This window comes from Streptomyces sp. NBC_01176 (assembly GCF_045039825.1).
In the GTDB taxonomy this organism is placed as follows: Bacteria; Actinomycetota; Actinomycetes; order Streptomycetales; family Streptomycetaceae; genus Streptomyces.
The window spans coordinates 9,908,036-9,925,731 of sequence record NZ_CP108600.1; the positions used below are offsets into that span (position 1 = coordinate 9,908,036).

At 73.5% G+C, this 17,696-nt stretch carries 12 protein-coding genes; 6 read left to right on the forward strand and 6 right to left on the reverse strand.

Annotated features, from left to right (window positions below; genetic code table 11):
- The first annotated feature begins 25 nt into the window (after positions 1-25).
- Genes OG199_RS43110 through OG199_RS43135 form a run of 6 tightly spaced genes read left to right on the forward strand, consistent with a single transcriptional unit; the run spans position 26 to position 7,306 of the window.
- Positions 26-307, forward strand: coding sequence for an acyl carrier protein (locus OG199_RS43110; RefSeq protein ID WP_351725730.1), 282 nt, complete (start codon positions 26-28; stop codon positions 305-307).
- The gene (locus OG199_RS43115) at positions 295-3,249 is read left to right on the forward strand and encodes a type I polyketide synthase (RefSeq protein ID WP_401808880.1); all 2,955 of its coding nucleotides are present in this window, start codon (positions 295-297) and stop codon (positions 3,247-3,249) included. Before OG199_RS43110 ends, OG199_RS43115 begins: the two co-directional genes overlap by 13 nt.
- A complete protein-coding gene (locus tag OG199_RS43120; protein ID WP_405827211.1) occupies positions 3,246-4,304 on the forward strand; it encodes a 3-oxoacyl-[acyl-carrier-protein] synthase III C-terminal domain-containing protein in 1,059 nt (352 codons plus the stop codon). The genes OG199_RS43115 and OG199_RS43120 overlap by 4 nt, the downstream gene beginning before the upstream one ends.
- Positions 4,301-6,202 (forward strand): HAD-IIIC family phosphatase, encoded by a 1,902-nt coding sequence (locus tag OG199_RS43125; RefSeq protein WP_405827209.1) that lies wholly within the window; start codon positions 4,301-4,303, stop codon positions 6,200-6,202. Before OG199_RS43120 ends, OG199_RS43125 begins: the two co-directional genes overlap by 4 nt.
- Entirely contained in the window at positions 6,192-6,449 is a 258-nt protein-coding gene (locus OG199_RS43130) for a phosphopantetheine-binding protein (RefSeq protein WP_405827207.1), read from the forward strand. Before OG199_RS43125 ends, OG199_RS43130 begins: the two co-directional genes overlap by 11 nt.
- Positions 6,446-7,306, forward strand: a complete 861-nt coding sequence (locus OG199_RS43135) for a 4'-phosphopantetheinyl transferase superfamily protein (RefSeq protein WP_351725740.1) — start codon at positions 6,446-6,448, stop codon at positions 7,304-7,306. Before OG199_RS43130 ends, OG199_RS43135 begins: the two co-directional genes overlap by 4 nt.
- Here OG199_RS43135 and OG199_RS43140 read toward each other — a convergent pair.
- The 6 genes from OG199_RS43140 to OG199_RS43165 all read right to left on the reverse strand — a co-directional run bounded on the left by OG199_RS43140 (position 7,286) and on the right by OG199_RS43165 (position 17,630).
- On the reverse strand, positions 7,286-8,278 hold the full coding sequence (locus tag OG199_RS43140; RefSeq protein ID WP_351725743.1) for an AfsA-related hotdog domain-containing protein: 993 nt from the start codon (positions 8,276-8,278) through the stop codon (positions 7,286-7,288). The two genes, OG199_RS43135 and OG199_RS43140, sit on opposite strands and share 21 nt — an antisense overlap.
- Positions 8,279-8,405: 127 nt before the next feature.
- Positions 8,406-9,389, reverse strand: coding sequence for a hypothetical protein (locus OG199_RS43145; RefSeq protein ID WP_356809000.1), 984 nt, complete (start codon positions 9,387-9,389; stop codon positions 8,406-8,408).
- A gap of 1,380 nt (positions 9,390-10,769) precedes the next feature.
- Positions 10,770-13,124: a LuxR C-terminal-related transcriptional regulator gene (locus tag OG199_RS43150; protein WP_405827204.1), complete on the reverse strand. Its 2,355-nt coding sequence runs from the start codon at positions 13,122-13,124 to the stop codon at positions 10,770-10,772.
- Positions 13,125-14,274: 1,150 nt separating this feature from the next.
- Positions 14,275-14,982 (reverse strand): VC0807 family protein, encoded by a 708-nt coding sequence (locus OG199_RS43155; RefSeq protein WP_405827202.1) that lies wholly within the window; start codon positions 14,980-14,982, stop codon positions 14,275-14,277.
- A 216-nt stretch (positions 14,983-15,198) separates the two neighbouring features.
- A complete protein-coding gene (locus tag OG199_RS43160) occupies positions 15,199-16,242 on the reverse strand; it encodes a Gfo/Idh/MocA family protein (RefSeq protein ID WP_405827200.1) in 1,044 nt (347 codons plus the stop codon).
- A complete protein-coding gene (locus OG199_RS43165; protein ID WP_405827198.1) occupies positions 16,239-17,630 on the reverse strand; it encodes an NDP-hexose 2,3-dehydratase family protein in 1,392 nt (463 codons plus the stop codon). Before OG199_RS43165 ends, OG199_RS43160 begins: the two co-directional genes overlap by 4 nt.
- Between the last annotated feature and the right edge of the window lie 66 nt (positions 17,631-17,696).

Genomic DNA, 17,696 nt, shown 5'->3' on the forward strand with positions numbered 1-17,696 from the left:
GTATCAGGACAAGGAGCCTTCAGGGATGACTCCCTCCCCGCCGTGGCACACCGAGGCCCCGCTCCACCAGTGGCTGATCACGCACCTGGCGGTCTACCTGGACCGGCTGCCCGAGAACATCGAGTCGACGGTGCCCCTGGCCGAGTACGGCATGGACTCGGTGTGCGCGCTCAGCCTGTGCGGCGACATCGAGGACGACTTCGGCATCGTCGTCGAACCCTCCCTCGTCTGGGACCATCCGACGGTGGCCCACCTGACGGCCCACCTGACCTCGCGCGGCGCGGACCCCGACCGGTGGCAACGGTGAACGCCGTCGCCGTGGTCGGACTGGACTGCGTCTTCCCCGCGGCCCACGGCGTCGAGGCCTACTGGGACCTGCTGATGCGCGGCGGCGACGCGATCGGCCCGCTGCCCGAGGACCGCCGCGGACCGGGTTTCGACGACACCGTCCAGGGCGGCTTCGTCGACACCGTCACCACCTTCGACAACGACTTCTTCACCATCGCGCCCCGCGAGGCGGCCGCCATGGACCCGCAGCAGCGGCTCCTGCTGCAGTGCGCCTGGCGGGCCCTGGAGGACTCCGGCCGTGCCCCCTCCGCACTGGCCGGCAGCGACGCCGGTGTCTTCGTCGGGGTGATGGGCAGCGAGTGGGCCCAGCTCCACATGGGTGACTACGCGCGGGTCACCCCGCAGCTGGGCGCCGGCAGCAGCGCCGGCATGACGGCCAACCGGATCTCCTACCACCTCGACCTCAAGGGCCCCAGCCTCGCGGTGGACACCGCCTGCTCCTCGTCCCTGGTCGCCGTGCACCTCGCCGTCAACTCCCTGCTGTCCGGGGAGTGTTCCACCGCCCTGGCGGCCGGCGTCAACATCGTGCTCACCCCCGCGCTCGGCATGGTCTACCAGCAGATGGGACTGAAGGCACCGGACGGACGCTGCAAGCCCTTCAGCATGGACTCCGACGGCATCGGCCGCAGCGACGGCGTCGGCGTGGTGGTACTGCGCCGGCTCCAGGACGCCCTCGACGACCACCAGCGCGTCTACGCCGTCATCCGCGGCACCGCCGTCAACCAGGACGGCCGCAGCAACGGCGTCAGCGCACCCAGCCGCTGGTCCCAGCAGGCCGTGGTGGCCGCCGCCTACCGCAGGGCCGGCGTCGACGCGGACCAGGTCCGCTTCGTCGAGGCGCACGGCACCGGCACCACACTCGGCGACATCATCGAGTGCGCGGCCCTCGGCGAGGTGCACGCCGTGCCCCGCGACGAGCCGTGCGCGATCGGCTCGGTCAAGGGCAACATCGGCCACACCGAAGGAGCGGCCGGCATCGCCGGCCTGATCAAGACCGCCCTCGCCCTGCACCACCGCATCGTGCCCGCCAGCCGCTTCGCCACCCGCGAGAACCCCCAACTGCGGCTCGCCGAACGGGGGCTGAGCCTGCTCAAGGCCCCCCTGCGACTGCCGGCCGAGGAAGTGGTCGCCGGAGTCAGCAGCTTTGGCATGGGCGGCACCAACGCGCACGCCGTCCTGGCCTCCGCACCCCGGACGCCGGTCACCGCCGTGCGCGGGCCGGCCACCGCCGGGGCGTTCACACTCTCCGCCGACACCCCCGAGGCACTGCGCCGCAACCTCACCGCCCAGGCCGAAGCACTGGCCCGGCGGCCACGCGGCGACGCCGCCTCGGTGTGCTGGACCAGCAACCAGGTCAAGACCGGCCTGCCCTACCGGGCCGTGTTCATTGCCCGCGACACCGCCGAACTCGCCGACGCCCTGCGCACGGCCGCCGCCGACGAACCGACCCTGGACCGCGTCACCCACCGCGCCCTGCGCCCGCCCGCCGTCGCCTTCCTCTACCCCGGACAGGGCTGCCAGGAGCCCGGCATGACGGCCGCCCTCTACCGCGAATCCGTCCTCTACCGACGCCACCTGGACGACGCCGACGACGCGCTGCGCCCCCACACCGGTGACTCCGTACGGGACCTGATCCTCGCCGACGACCCCGCGATCCACCACGCCCGATGGGCCCAGCCCGCCCTGTTCGCGGTCGCCCACGCCCTCACCCGGACCCTGGCCGAGCTGGGCGTGGTGCCCGACGCCGTCCTCGGCCACGGCACCGGCGAGATCGCCGCCGCCGTGGCCGCGGGGATGCTCACCCTGCCGGACGCCGCACGCCTGGTCGCCGCCCACGCCACCGCGGCCCACGACCTGCCCGACGGCGGCATGCTCAGCGTGCGCGCCACCCCGGAGGAGACCGCCGGCATCCTCGCCGCCCACCCCGGCCTGTTCCTGGCCGCCGTGGACGGCCCGCACGACACCGTCCTGTCGGGCACCGCCGACGTACTGCGACAGGCCGCCGCGGACCTGGCCGCACACGGGCTGAACACCCGCCGCCTCCGGGTCCCGCACGGCGCCCAGGGCTCGGCGGACACCGCCCTGGCGGCCCGGATCGCCGACCTGGCCGGCCCGGTCACGGCCGGCCCCGCCCGCATCGCCCTGGCCTCGGCCCGCCACGGCCGGATGCTGCGCGACGAGATCCCGGACACCGCGTACTGGGCGGACCTGGCCGTGCAACCGGTACGGTTCGCCGACGCACTGTCCGCCCTGATGACCGAGGCCGCCCCGACCTGCCTCGTCGAACTCGGCCCGGCCGCACACCTGTTGAGCCTGGCCCGGCAGGACGGCCTGCCCACCGGCATCCGGCTGCTGCACCCCGCCCCCGGCCGCGCCGCCACCTTCACCGACCTGGCCGAGACCGTGGGCGGCCTGTACCTGAGCGGCGTCGAACCGCGCTGGGACGCCCTGTACGAGCCGGCCCACCGCCGCACCGAACGCCTCGCCCCCTACGTCTTCTCCGGCGCCCACCGCTTCGGACAGACCGCCGCGGCCCAGCCCACCGCCCAGCCGGCCGCACCGGACACCACCCCGCGCCAGGCGGCCACCGGCCCGGCCCACCCGCCCCACCCCGGCGGCCCCGGCACCCCGGCGGACCGGCCCGACCCCGCGCTGAGCGCGGTCATCGAAGCCGTCGTCGAGGTCGGCGCCTACGCACGCGAACAGGTCAACGCCGAGGCCCGGCTCTACGAGGACCTCGGCTTCGACTCGGTGATGATCATGCAGTTGAAGAACCGGATCGAGCAGCAACTCCCGCGGGGCGCGGACATCACCGTGCCGCAACTGCTGCCCGCGCTGAAGTCCGTGGGCACCCTCGCCGCCTTCGTACGCGAGCTGACCAGCACGGGGGCCACGGTATGACAGCACACACCGCACTCATGCACATCGCCGGCACGGGCAGCGCGCTGCCCGCCGAACCCGTCGACAACGCCGCACTGAGCCGCGCCTTCGGGATCAGCGAGGACTGGATCGACCTCTTCGTGGGAACCGGCACCCGCCACTTCGGCTGGGACCTGGCGACCGGAAAGGTCACCCACACCCTCGGCGACCTGTGCGCCGAATCCGCCGCCCGGGCACTGGCCGCCGCCGGACTGGCCGCCGCGGACCTGGACTTCCTGGTGCTGTCCACCGCCACCCCCGACACCCTGCTGCCCACCACCGCCAACGAGACCGCGGACCGGCTGGGCCTCAACCACCTGCCCACCTACCAGATCCAGGCCGGCTGCTCGGGCGCCGTCCAGGCCCTCGACGTGGCCCGCGCCCTGCTGGCCGGCGGCCACCGCACCGGCCTCGTCGTCTCCGGGGACGTCACCGCCCGCTTCCTCGAAGCCGGCCGGGACGCGACCACCCTGGCCGGCCAGGAACTCGTCAACTACGTCCTGTTCGGCGACGGAGCCGCGGCCGCGGTGGTCACCGCACGCCCGCACGGCGACGCCCTCGCCGTGCACGGCCTGCTGCACCGCTTCGCGGGACGCGGACGCCCACCGGGACAGATCGTCGGCTGGCACGGGATCACCGAACCCGAACCGGACCGGCAGATGCTCTTCGAGGACTACAAGACCATCGAGGAAGAGGTACCCGCCCTCGCCGGCGAGATCGTGTGGGAACTGCTCAGCACGGCGGGCTGGACCCCACAGCAGATCGACGCCGTCCTGCCGCCCCAGCTGTCGGGGCACATGACCGACCGGATCGTCGCCGGCCTCGGCCTGCCGCCCGGCTGCCGGGAGGTCTCCTGCGTACGCGAGACCGGAAACACCGGCAACGCCCTGCCCCTGCTCCAGCTCGACCGGCTCATGGACCGGCTGGCCCCGGGGGAGCGCGCCCTGTCCGTGGTCGTCGAGTCCAGCAAATGGATCAAGGCGGGGCTGGCGCTGGAACGGCCCGCCGGTCCCGGGGAAGAAGGGCACACCCGATGACCACCGCCCTGGACGACCTGCGCACCCTGCACCGCACCGGCCGGCTGGCCGCGGCCTACCCCGACGTGGCCCCGCTGCTGACCGGGGTCACGGACGCGGCGGACCGCTCCGAGGAACAGACCGCCGACGAACTGACCCGCTGCGGAAGCCTGCTGACACGGCTGCGCCCCGAGGACGTCCTCGCCCACCACCCGCACACCCCCGTCCTCACCGTGGCCGTCACCGGCCACTCCGCCACCGCCCAGCTCACCGACCCGCTGACGGCCGAACTCGCCCGGCACGGCCTGCTCGGCCGTCTCGTCACCGGGGACCACGGGGCCTACCTGCGCGACCTCACCGACGAACACGGTGAACTGCGCCGCAGTCGACCGGAACTGACGGTGTGTGTGCTCGGCGCCGACGCCGTCTTGGAACAGCTCGTACCGCCGTGGACGGTCGACGACGCCGAACAGGCCTGCGCCCGGCTGCTGGACCAGCTGCGCGGCGTCGCCGACGCACACACCGCGCACGGCACCGGAGTCCTGGTCCTCAACACCCTTCCGCTGCCCCGCGGCGCCACCCACCAGATCATCGACCAGCGGCAGCGCGCCCTGCTCGGCGCGGTGTGGCGGGAGTTCAACGCCCGCCTGCTGCGACTGGCCGGCGAACACCCCGCCCTGGCCGTCGTCGACCTCGACCCGCTCGTCGCCGGCACCGGACCGGCCACCGACCCCCGGCTGGCCCTCTACACGCGAAGCGCCTTCAGCGCCGCCGTCTTCGCCGCACTGGCCCGCGAAGCCGTGCACGTGCTGCGCGCCCGGCGCGGCATGACGAAGAAGTGCCTGGTGCTCGACCTCGACTACACCCTGTGGGACGGGGTGCTGGGGGAGGACGGACCGGACGGCATCACCTGCGGGCCCACCCCGCAGGGCGAGCCGTACGCCGCCCTCCAGAAAGTCGTCAAACAGCTCGCTGCCCAGGGCGTGCTGCTCGCCGTCAGCAGCAAGAACGACCCCGGCCCGGTCCGGGACGTCCTCGCCCACCACCCCGAAATGACACTGCGCGCGGAGGACTTCGTCAGCGTGCAGGCCGGCTGGGACCCCAAGGACACCGCCCTGCGCACCATCGCCGACCAGCTGGGCATCGCGACCGACGCCCTGGTGTTCGCCGACGACAGCCCGGCCGAACGCGCCCTGATCCGCCACCGTCTGCCGGACACTCCCGTCGTCCCGCTGGGCACCGAGCCGGCCTGGCACATCACCCGGCTGCTGGCCGACGGCTGGTTCGACACCCCGCACGTGACCGACGAGGACCGCGACCGCACCGCGCAGTACCGCGGCGCCGCCGCCCGGGCCCGGATGCGCGGCACGACCGGCTCGCACGAGGAGTACCTGCGCGAACTCGGCATCGTCGTCCGCATCGCCCCGCCCCGCCCCCACGAACTGCTCCGGGTGTCACAACTCTCCCTGCGCACCAACCAGTTCAACCTCACCGGCGAACGCGTCCCGCCGGAACGCATCCTCGCCGAAGGCCGCCGCCCGCTGACGGTGCACGTGAGCGACCGGTACGGCGACAGCGGCCTGGTGGGCGCGATCTTCGCCCGGGAGACCGCGGACGGCCTGACCATCGACAACATGCTCCTCAGCTGCCGGGTACTGGCCCGGGGCATCGAGGACGGCTGCCTGGCCGCGGTGCTCTCGCACGCCCGTGACCTCGGCCTGCCCGCGGTCCGCGCCCGCTACCGCGCCACCCGCGGCAACGGCCGGGCGAGCGGCTTCTACCCCTCACTGGGCTTCGTACCGGACACCCCCGGCGACAGCGCGGAGACACTGTTCCGGCACGACCTCAAGGACATCCCCGCCCCGCCCGGTCACCTGACCGTGGAGGCCGACTTCGAAGGAGACGCCGATGAGTCGTGACAGCACGGCCGGCCTCGCCGGCTTCCTCGAAGCGGTGCGCGACGGCCTGGGCCTGGACCTGACCGAGGAACAGGCCGCGGCGGACTTCGACCTGCTGCCCGACTGGGACTCGGTGCACCTGCTGCGCCTGCTGATGCTCCTGGAACGCGAGACGGGCTGCAGCATCCCGGTCAGCCGCCTGCTCGAGGCGCGTAGCATGCGCGAGATCCACTCACTGGTCACCACCGAGGGGAGGGACACCCGATGAACGCCGTCGGCGGGGGCCTGATCGGTGTGACAGCGGAGGACAGCGACTGGGCGGCGGTCCGCGAGGACCTGCGGCGCTACGGCACGGCGGTGGTCCACGGCCGGCTCGCCGACTGGCGTCCGCGCGCACCGGACGGTCCCGCTCTGCGCGCGGTGCTGGGCCGCGACTGGTCGCGCTACCGCGACATCGGGCACCCGGACATCCAGAGCCGGTACGCGGCTTCGCGCCGGCTGCTCAAACACGCGGCCGCGGCCGCCCTGCGGGCCGAGGCGATCGACCTGGAACTGGCCTACGGGCCGACCGGACGGCCGTATCTGCGCGGCTGCGACCAGATCGACATCAGCCTCAGCCACACCGACGACCTCCTGCTGGTCGGCCTGACCAGCAGCGGCCTGATCGGAGTGGACGCGGAACGCGCCGACCGCAGCATCTACGCCCGCGGCCTGGCCCGGCTCATCTGCACACCCGACGAGCAGCGGATGCTGTCGGGACTGCCCGAGCCGGAACGCAATCCGAGCCTGGTGCGGCTGTGGACGCTCAAGGAGGCCTACAGCAAGGCGATCGGCCAGGGCATGCAGTTCCGCTTCAACGAGTTCGGCTTCGGCCCGCAGAGCCGGCCCGTCCAGCTGAACCGGCCCGACGGCACGCCGGGTGCGGGCGACGAGTGGACGCTGCGGACCCTCGTCCTCAACAGCGGCGGCACCGAGTTCGTCGTGAGCATCGCGGTCTACGACGCGGGCATGGGCCGCACCCTGGACACGGAGATCACCACGATGCTCGACGCCGAGGCCGTCGCGGCCATCCACGAGGCGCTGGACGCCGAACAGGAGGAGTGGTCACAGATCCTCGACGACTGACACCGCCGCCTCCGTCACCGCCCTCCCCGCCTGGGTCAGGGCGAGCGTCATCGCGACCAGCGGCCGCCCCAGCGCGTCCTGCGCGGCCGACTGCGCCACCGCGACACACCGCAGCGGCAGGTCGGGCTCGGCGTGGCCCCGGAAGTGCGTGTGCATGGCCACGGGCGCACAGTGCCGCGGATCCAGGCCATGGAGCCGGTGGGCGGTCAACAGCGCCGTCTGACGCAGTACTTCGAGCAGCAGCGCGGACGAGGGCACCTTGTCCGGCCGGCCCGCGCCGGCCCGCCATGTGTCGGGCGCAAGCACCGCCGCGGACAGCCGCTGTCCGTTGACGGTCACCGGGGACCGCAGCAGGACGTTGACGGCGCTGGCGCGCCCCACGTCCGCGGGAGCGGGGCCCGGTGACCTGCCGAGGGGGTCCTCGTGACCGGGATGCTGGTGCCCGGCCGTCGCGAGGACGGTGTGACGGGAGTGCTCACGGTGGCTGCGGTGCGCCATCGGGGCGAGGAAGAGCAGATTGGCCGAACCGGTGCCCGCCGCGACCCCGTCGATCTCCAGGCGCGCGTCGAACTCCAGGGCCCGCGGGATTCCGGAGATCACCTTGTCGGGCCGCACCCGCATGGTCGTCGTCAGCGTGCCGGGGCCGGCATGCCGGCGCCAGGCGCTGACCTCGTCCATCTCCAGGCCGAACCGGTAGAAGATCGGCACCCGGTCGGCCGCGACACCGAAGTGGGCCTGACCGATACCCCCGCTGACCTGGCGGACCATCGCCATGGCCGCCTGCAGATCGTGGAAGCGGTCGTGTCCGTCGTTGAACAGCGGGTGAGAGGTGGGAAGTTCACCGGTCAGGACGAATTCCTGGGACCGGTCGTCGGGGCTGTCGGGCGTCTGGGGGCCGAAGCACTGCGGCCGGTGCACCAGATGGCGGCTGCCGTGTCCGTACCCTGGCGGCGCGGGCCGGGAAGTCTCCAACGCCTCACTCTCCTCGGCGGTGTCCTGGCTCGATGTGACTGGTCGTACCAGCCTGCCGGGGAGCAGGGCAGGAAGGCCACTTGCGTCCGGTGACAGGTTGTGGCCTGACAGGCAGTGCCGGACCGGGCTACTGGAGGTCGGGCAGCCCCGTCAGCGCGATGTGCACCCCGGCCTGGAAACGGCTGTTGGCGTCGACACTCAGCATGATCTGGGAGATGTACCGGCGGCAGGTGCGCACCGACATGCCCAGCCGGCGGGCCACGAGCTCGTCCTTGTAGCCCTGCGCCATGAGCCTGATGATCGACCGCTTCAGGTCGTCGGTGATCTCGCTGCTGTCCTCGGCCCCGGGGACGAACTGGGTGGCCCCGGACCACAGATGCTCGTAGACCCGGCAGATGAAGGCCACCAGGGTCGGCTCGCGCACCACCACCGCCCCGGGGGCCCGGCCGCCCACGTGCTGCTCGGGAAGGAAGGCCACCTCCCGGTCGTAGATGACGATCCGGTCGATCAGCTCGTCGGTGGTGCGCACCTCGGCCCCGTGCTCGGTGATCGCCCGCACATAGGAGGCGGTGGCGAGGTCACTGCGCGCGGTGTGCTGGTAGAGGTGGCGTATCTGCACCCCGCGTCTGAGCCGTTCCAGGGTCCTGGGCCGGGCGTTGGCCAGGAGGCTGGAGGGACGGGCACCGCCGGGCTGCGCGCTGAGCATCTCGGTGCGGCAGCGCTCGCCCTGCTCGTCCAGCACGGCCTGCAGCGCGTTGATGTCGCTGATCACGTCGAAGGCCTCGGCCTGGTTGCGCTGCTGGCGGCTCTCGAAGTAGGTCGCGCGCAGCGCGCCCATCTGGTCACGGATCTCGGTGACCTCCCGCTGCAGGTCCCGTATGCGGCCCTCGGCCGGCCCCACGAGGTCGGCCACCGCCGTGTCGGGGCTCACCGGTACCAGCAGTTCCGGCTCGCCGGGCAGGGGCCGCAGCAGGCTGAGCGCCGTCAGACGCTCCTCGACTTGTGCCACCTTTTCCAGGGAGACGCCGAGGGCGGTCGCCATCTCCTCACGGACAAAGCGGCCCAGCAGGACTGCATTGCGGTACGCCTTCGCTTCTGCGTCATCCAGCATGGCGAAAGCGCCTGCAGGGAGAGAGCTTTCAGGCACTGGAGGCTCGCATTCCCGCGCGACGGAACTTCTTGTCAGGCAACTTTACGACACCAGGAATGGGTTGGGCGGAGAACCCCGGTCGGCGAGTCTTGCTGCTGCAAGGCCAACTGTCGAACGTGGGGGTAGCTATGAGCAAGCTTGTACTGCGAATCACGACCGCCGGACTTCTGGCCACCGCCGGATTCATCGGCACGCTCGGGGCCCACATTACGGTTCCCGCCATTGCACACGGCCAGGTGGCCGTGTCGTCGCCCTTCCCGGCGCATTCCGCACACGCGGCGCCGCTCGGGGACGACCAGTGGGGCTGATGAATCAGCTGTGACGCGGGCGGGCCGGTGCTTCCCGGGCCGCCCGTCGGCATGTCCGCAAAGCGGGCTTTGCTCATGTTTCACCCCGCCGGGCCGGCCCCGACCAGCCGGCCCGGCGAGCCGGTCCCCGACCGGGCCGGCCCCGAACGGTCGGACGGCCCGCCGCGGAAACCGGCGGGCCGTTCTGCTGTGCGGGGCCGGCCGGGCCGCCGCCGGGCTTCCGGGAGCGGACGCAGCGGCCCGCCGCGGGCCGCCGCGCGGCCCCTCGGCCCCGCCGTGGGGCGGGTGCGGCGACGTGCCGGAACCCGCCGGGGCGGGGCGCCTTCCGGAGTGCGGGGCGGCCGGGTCCCCGCTCCGGCCGGAGGGCCCGGCGGCTGCCGGACACCTCGGCGAATTCCGGCTGTCACACATGACTTCGGCGGCCTGGGGCATCCGGACCGGGACGACGTAAGGCCTGTTCGGTGGCTCGGACAGGTGTCGCGGCGCGCGGCCGGTGCCGTCCGGCGCGGCTCCGGCGCGGGAGTCGGCCGGGCCCGGCGGCCTGGCCGAATCCAGGGGCCTGCCGGACCCGGCCGGTGACCCGCGGGGCACGGCGGCCGTGCCCCGCGGGTCACCGGCCGCACCCTGCCCGGCACTCTGCCCGTAAGGCCCTGGACGAGGTGCCCGCTCCTGTGCATGGCGGCGGCCCGCGGGCCTGGTGGAGGAGGCCGTACCGGGCGGTCGGTCGGTCTGTGGCGGCGGGGTGCGTGCAGGGTGGCCGTGTGTTCCCGATACGGCCGCCGCCGGCACGGCCGGCCGGCGTCCTCCCCGGACGGGTCCCGCCCGTCATCCGGGGCGCCCGATCCCCCGGCACCGGTCCGGACCTGCGCATCGTCCCCGCCGGTGGGTGTCCTGGCGCCGGGGCGGCCCGGGGCTTTGTGGCCGCAAAGGTGCCCGTAGCGGGCGTACCGGGTCCGCTTGTCCCCGGTTTTGCCAGGGGCACCGGCCACCGGCAAGGCCGCCCGCGCGGGCGGGCCCCCGTGCCACCGTCCGTTCACCTGGACCGGTGCGGGCGCCCTCCGGGTGCGGGTGAACGGACGGTTGCCGGCCGCCGCGGAGCGGGCCCGCATTCCTCCCCGGGGGCCGGGAATTCGGACACCGGAAGGGAGAGGAGGAAGACGACCTGCGCCCTTGATTTCACCCCGAGTTTTTTGAATATGCGTCCGAGGTGGGTTTCCACGGTCTTGATGCTGATGTTCATGCGGGCCGCGATCTGTTTATTCGTCAGACCCGGGCCTATAAGCATCGCGATTTCTCTCTCACGCGTACTGAGCGGAATTCCCAAATCTTTCCCCGGATGGTGCTCGGGACCCCTTTCAATGAATTCGAGGAGATCCTGCGCGGCGGCTGCCGAATCATATGCGGTGAGTCGGTCGAATTCGGTGGCGGCGAAAGGGGCGTGCGCGGCCGCGGCGGTCAGGTCCCCGGAATCCAGACAGGCCCGTGCCAGCCCCAGCGCGAAGGAGCCGAGCAAATGCCCCTGCCCGTGGTGCAGGGCGAGGTCGAAACCGAGCTGGAAACACTGCCGGGCCCGTCGGCCGTCGCCGTCCGCCACGGCCTCGCCCAGCCAGCGCCATGCCTCCACGACCGGTGCCGCCCCCTCCCGGCCGAGCCCGGACAGCAGCGGTCCGGCCTCCCCGGCCGCCTCCCGGGCCGCCTCGGCCGCCCCCTGCGCCGCGTGCGCGGCGGCCAGCAGCGCCAGCGCATGGCTGTGCGCGGCCACGTCGCTCTCCGGCGCGCAGCGCACGGCGCGGCGCGCGGCGCCGAGCGCGGCCCCCCGGGTCGGCTGCCCCGACTCCAGCAGCAGCGCGGCCAGTTCGGCCTGGGCCGCGGGGACGGCGGCACGGTCCTCGGCGGACACCGCGCGCAGCACACGTCTCGCCTGCGAGCGGGCCCCCAGCAGCCGCAGCGCCCGGGCCCGCCACACCGCGGCCTCGGTCCACTCCGTGACCCCGGCGGGGGGCCGTGGCGCCTCCTGCGGGGGCCACAGCCGCGCGTACTCGGTCAGTGCCCGCGCCGGCCGCCCGCACAGCACCAGGGCCTGGCACCGCAGCAGCCACGCGCCGGGCGGGGCGCCGGGACGTTCCGCCGCCCGGCGGGCGGCCCGCTCGGCGCGGGCCGGCTGGGTGAAGACCGTGGCGCGCGCGTACTTCTCCAGGAGGTCCGCCTGCGCGGCCGTGGGCGGCGCGGCGGTCTCCAGCAGCGCGGGGACCGCCGCGCCGGTGTCCTCGCCCGTGGCCGGCGCGGCGAGCGCCCGTTCCCGGGCCGCCCGCCCCCGCGCGGCCCCCGCGGCCTGGTGCAGCAGGGCCCGGGCCGCAGGACGGCGGAAGCGGAACCACCCCGCCCGGCGGTCCGGTCCGACGATGCCCTCGCTGTGCAGTTCGTCCACCGCGCGCAGGGCTTCTTCGACGGACAGCAGGGCCGTGTGCGCCACCGTCTCCACGGTGAAGGGGTCGCCCGCGGCGGCGGCCGCGTCCGCGGCGCGCCGGGCGGGCGGGGACAGCGCGCCCAGATCCAGCGCCTGCACGGACGGCGCCAACGGGGAGGGGCCGCAGGCCAGTTCGAGGCTGCTGTGGGGGACACCCCCGGTGTCGGGCGGCTCGCCGTCGGACAGCGCCCGCAACAGCCCCGGAACCCCCGCCGCGTCCCGCAGGATCAGCTCCCGGTGCAGCGGGGCGAGCCCGTCGGGCAGCAGCGCGGCGGCCGCCGCGCGCGGCAGCGGCCGCAGCGGGATGTGGCGCACGGCGCCGTCCGGGTGGGCGAGCGAAGCCAGCCGGCCGGCCCCCGGGCCGCCGCCGCGGTGGACGAGCACCGTGAGCACCGGGGCGTCCGGCGGGCGGCGCAGCAGGTGTTCGGCGAACTCGGCCACCTCCCGCCCCGCGCGGTGTGCGTCGTCCAGCACCAGCAGGAGCCCGCGCCGGCCCGCCAGCTCTTCCAGCACGGCGCGGACCGCCCGGGCGACCGCGTGGACGTCGACGTCCCGCGGGTTTTCCGTGAAGGCGCCGCCCAAGGCCGGGAAGACCTGGGCCAGCAGGCGCAGGCGGGCCGGGCCCAGCCGCCGCAGGGCGGCGGGATCCGCCGAGGCGAGCTGGTCGTCGAGCGCGTCCACCAGCGCGTGGAAGGGGCGGCCGGTTCCGTCCCGGGCGGCCCGGCCGCATGCCACGGCCCACTCCCGGTGTGCCGCGGCGCGGGCCAGGCGAAGCGCCAGACGGGTCTTGCCGACCCACGGTTCACCGCTCAGCCGCACGAACCCGGCCGACGTCCGCGCATGATCCAACTCCTGCGTCAGAAGAGCCAGTTCGTGTGCGCGGACACCCTGCCCCGGCTCACCGGCCTGCCCGTGCGGCACGGGGCCTCCCTCGTCGCTGCGGCTGACGGGCAGGCTGGCGCACCGTCAGGCGCGTTCCAAGAGGTTGCTGCTGGCCGGTGCCTGCATGGCAGGAAGTGCAGGTGGGGGTGGGTGCGGGATGGGGCGGTGTCGGGGAATTCCCCGACAGGTGGCCAAGCGGCCGAATGCGCGGTGCAGCGACAAGAAGAGAGGAAAGCGGTCGTAAATTGACGTTCGCGTTGCGGGATTCAACCGTCTTTCGAGTGAGTCTCCAGCGAGTCTCAAGTTTGCGTCGCCCTTCCCCGGATATGCCCGAACCAGGCTTTCCCGCATGGAGGTTGGGGCCCACGAGGCGGCCCGCGACAACGGCGGAGCCCCGCCGGGGCCAATCACCGGCCGGTGTCCGGCCCGCGGCGCCGGCGGCCGGACACGTTCTCGCTCATTTGACGTGCGTCAGGAGAAGCGGCGGCGGCCCGTGACGTGTGCGCCGTATTCGGTCGGGTTATGCCTGCGGGCCCGCTGTGACCGCCGACTTCACAACCCCGCCGGGACCGCCGCGTCCACCGCGCCCCGGCGACACCTTCACGTCACCTTCACCGTTCCCGCGGTCCGTGAGGTGACCGCCGGGTGCGGCCGTCCGCACACCCGGCGCGGAGGGGCTCGCAGGGGCGCACCCGGCCGGTGCGCGCGGCACCACCCGGCTGTCGACGGCAGGGCCGCCGTGCCCGCGGCGGGCGCCGGGGCGGCGGGCCGGGGGTTTGCTCGACAACGTGGCGCCCAGGAACGCCCGTACGGCTCCTGCCGCGTTCCGGGGCGGCAGGTACCGGCGCGGATGCCGAGGTGGGGGCCGTGATCGACGGCCTGCGCGCGGCGCGCGGCACCGGCCGCGCCCCGGGGGCGCGGGGTTTGCGGCGGCGATCCGGGGGCGGCGGGCGGATGCCGCCCGCCGCCCGCGGGTGCCCGTTTGCGGCGGCCCGCACGGACGGCGGGACCGGACGGCCCGAGGCGGCTGCCGCACCCGGCGGGCGGGCACCCCGCCGGCTAACTCGACACCGACCGACACCGACCACACGTAACCGAGTAATCATCTCGAAGTTACCTATGTAGCGCGAAAGATCCGAATTAAACGACCGTTAAGTCTGTCGCGCCGCAGACCGGCTCCGGCCGGGTGTCAGCGGGAGAAGATCTTCCGGAAGGTGCCCGAGCGGTACAGCGAGATCTGCGTGACGACCTGGAGCACGATCCAGGTGGCCGCGTACAGGGCCGCGTCGAGCGCGGGCACGCTGTCGACGGGCAGGGAGTAAGCCATGATCAGACGCAGCAGGGCGTCCACGAGGAGCCCCAGACCCCACAGGACGGTCACGGCACGCCACACACGGCGGAACGCGGCGTCCTGTTCCCACAGACTCTCCAGCCGCGCCGACCGCCCGGGCAGCAGCGCCTTGACGGCCTGATAGGTGAACGGGCGGGCGGTGAAGAGGGTGACCAGCAGCCACACACCGGCGAGGGCGGTGAACAGGCTGTTGCGTGCGAGCACGATGCGCGGGCTCGCGGTCAGGACCGAGGCGAGGGCGCTCACCACGAGCAGCGTGATGGTGAAGACACCGAGGGCGTCGACCTTGCGGTGCCGCACCGCCGAGTACAGCGTGTGCAGGGCGGGCGCCGATCCGCTGACCAGCAGCGCGGTGATCTCGTCGGCGCCCAGGTCGCGCAGCACGTAGTAGAGGCCGGCCGGCAGGACGATGTCGCAGACCACGGTGGCGACGAAGCCCCATGCCCCGGCCGGGGCCCTGGGGGACGCGGGGGCCTCGTCCGCGTCCCCGGCGGGCGGGGGCGGCGGACTGTCGTAGGCGGAACCGGGGGAGGTGGGGGGAGCCATGAGGACACTCCTCTGGTGCGGCCGGCATCCGGGCCGGCCGGTGGGCTTGGCGGGACGGTTCTCGGGGGTGGCGTGCTCCGCCCGTCGGCTTCCGGGCCCTCCCCTTGGATGGTCTGCCCGGCAGTGGACCACGGGCGCCCGCACGGGGAGGGCGATTTCCGGTCGTCGTGTACGGCGGGACGCCAGGATCGTGGAGACGGTGCTTGGAGACGGTGCTCAGTCGCTGCCGGTGGGTCTGTCCCGTTCCTCCCGGCCGTCGCCCACGGGCACCCGCACGGCCACCTTGTTCACCAGATCGACCAGGTCCATGCCCGCCACCACGGCTCGGCGCCTGTCGGCCTCCTCCGCGCCGCCCGCGTCGCCCCGCCGGACCGCGGCCGCGAACTCGGCCAGACAGTTGTGGAGTTGGTCGGCGGCCGGGAGCGTGAACCGCTCCTCGTGATCCTGCTCCTCCAGCACGAGCACGGGCTGGTGCGCGGGCGGCGGGGTGAAGGCGCGCGTCACCGACAGACGCGCCGTGTCACCCCACAGCGCGTACGCCGACGCGTACGCGTGCTCGAAGCCGAACGTCACGTTCGCGAGGACACCGGACGGGGAGACCAGCAGCGCCTGACCCGACAGGTCCAGCCCGTCCGGGCGCGTACGCAGCACCGCCCCGGCCACCTGGAGCCCCCCGCCCAGCAGCAGCTGGGCGGCGCGCAGCGGATACACCCCCACGTCCAGCAGGGCCCCGCCACCCATGTCGGGCACGTAGCGGATGTCGTCGGCGGGCAGCGGCGGAATGCAGAAGGCGGCGTGCATCGCACTCAGCCGGCCCAGCCGCCCCTGGCGCACCAGGTCCGCGGCGAAGGCGTGCTGCGGGTGGTGCAGGAACATGAAGTTCTCCCGCAGCACCAGCCCGCGCTCCCGCGCCAGGTCGGCCAGTTCACGTGCCTCGTGGGCGTCCACCCCGACCGGCTTCTCGACCAGCACGTGCTTGCCCGCCCGCAGGGCCCGCGCCGCCCAGGTGCGGTGCAGCGCGGTCGGCGTGGAGATGTACACCGCCTCCACGTCCGGGCGCTCCAGCAGCGACGCGAGATCCGCCTCCGCCGCACACCCGAACTGTTCGGCGAACGCCGCCGTCTTCTGCGCCGACCGGCCCGCGACGGCGACGAGTTCCACCTCCGGCGCGGCCACCGCCTTCGGCAGCGTACGACGGCGCGCGATGGACGAGGTCCCCAGCGCACCCAGCCGCAGCGGCCGGGCCACGGCGCCGCTCACAGCGCCCTCAACGCCGCGACCAGCGTCCTGGCCTGCACGTTCAAATGATGGCTGTAGCGCAGCAGTTCATCCAGCTGATGCGACGTCAGCCAGCGGAACTCGTCCGACACGGCGGGGAAGTCGCTCTCCGTCTCGATGACCATGTAGTGGCTCTGCGCGTTGCGGAACCGGCCGCCCTCCTCGGACAGCACCACGTCGTAGCGGGCACTTGCACGGCGCGCCAGCGCCTGCGCGAGATACGGCGGCCGGTCCGCCTCGGGCAGATGCTCGTAGTTCTCCGGCACACACTGCACGGTCGGACCCAGCTCCACCACGTCGAGGAAGCCCGGTTCGGCACGGGCCCGCAGCAGCGCGTGCAGAACCCCGTCGATCCGCTTCACGAACAGCGCCGCGATGCCCGTGCCGCGGGGCTCCAGCAGCGGCTGCGACCAGGCGGGCACCTCACGCCCGCGGGAGGACACGTCCACCGCGACGACATCGAAGTACAGGCCGTTGCAGTGCGTCACCGCGTGCTGCGTCCGCAGCCAGCCCTGTGCCTGCGCCAGCGGGATCGGCGCCGCGCTCACCTCGTGCTCCGCACGCCGCCGGGTGATCCAGGTGCGGACCTCCCGGTCGGTGTGCAGCGACCAGCCGGCGTCCTCGACCAGGTTCTCCTCGCCGCCACGCCAGTCCGGCAGGCAGGACAGCACCGTACGGGCGTCCATGTTCACCAGGTTGTCGTGCCGCAGCAGCATGTTGACCTGCCCCAGCGTCAGCCAGGCGAAGTCCTCGCCGGCCTCCACCTCCGGGCCCACCTCCACGACCATGTTCCGGTTGCGCTTGTGCAGGAACCACGACCCCTGCTCCGACTGCAGGACGTCCGCCACCACCTGCCCCGCCCCGGGCCTGCGGAAGACGTCCATGTACGGCACCGCCGAACCACCGTGCACACCCGTGTAGTTGCTCTTCGTCGCCTGCACGGTCGGCGACAACTGCACGCCGTTGACGTTGCCCGGCTCCGACTTCGCCTGCATCAACAGGTGCGGGACACCGTCGAAGTCCCGCACCGCGATGCCCAGGATCCCTATCTCCGGCTGGTGGATGATCGGCTGCGACCACGACCGCACCGGCCCGAAGTCCGACTGCACCGCCAGCCCCAGCACCGAGAAGAACCGCCCGCTGTCATGACGCAGATCGCCGGTGCGGTGGTCGAAGCGCCAGCCGCGCAGCGCCGCGAACGGCACCCGCTCGACATGCTGCTGCTGCTCACGCTGCCGCTCGTCGATCCAGGCGAACACCTCCGCATTGCTCATCACCCCGCCCTCGACCACCGCCGCCGACGCCGCCAGCCGGGACACGAGGGGAGGGTCCGCGGCACGTGACGGCAACACCAGGTTCATCGCGGTCATGGATGCGCCTCTTCTCCTTCAGGGGTACAGCGATCGGCCCGCGCGCACGACGCTGACGGCACACGG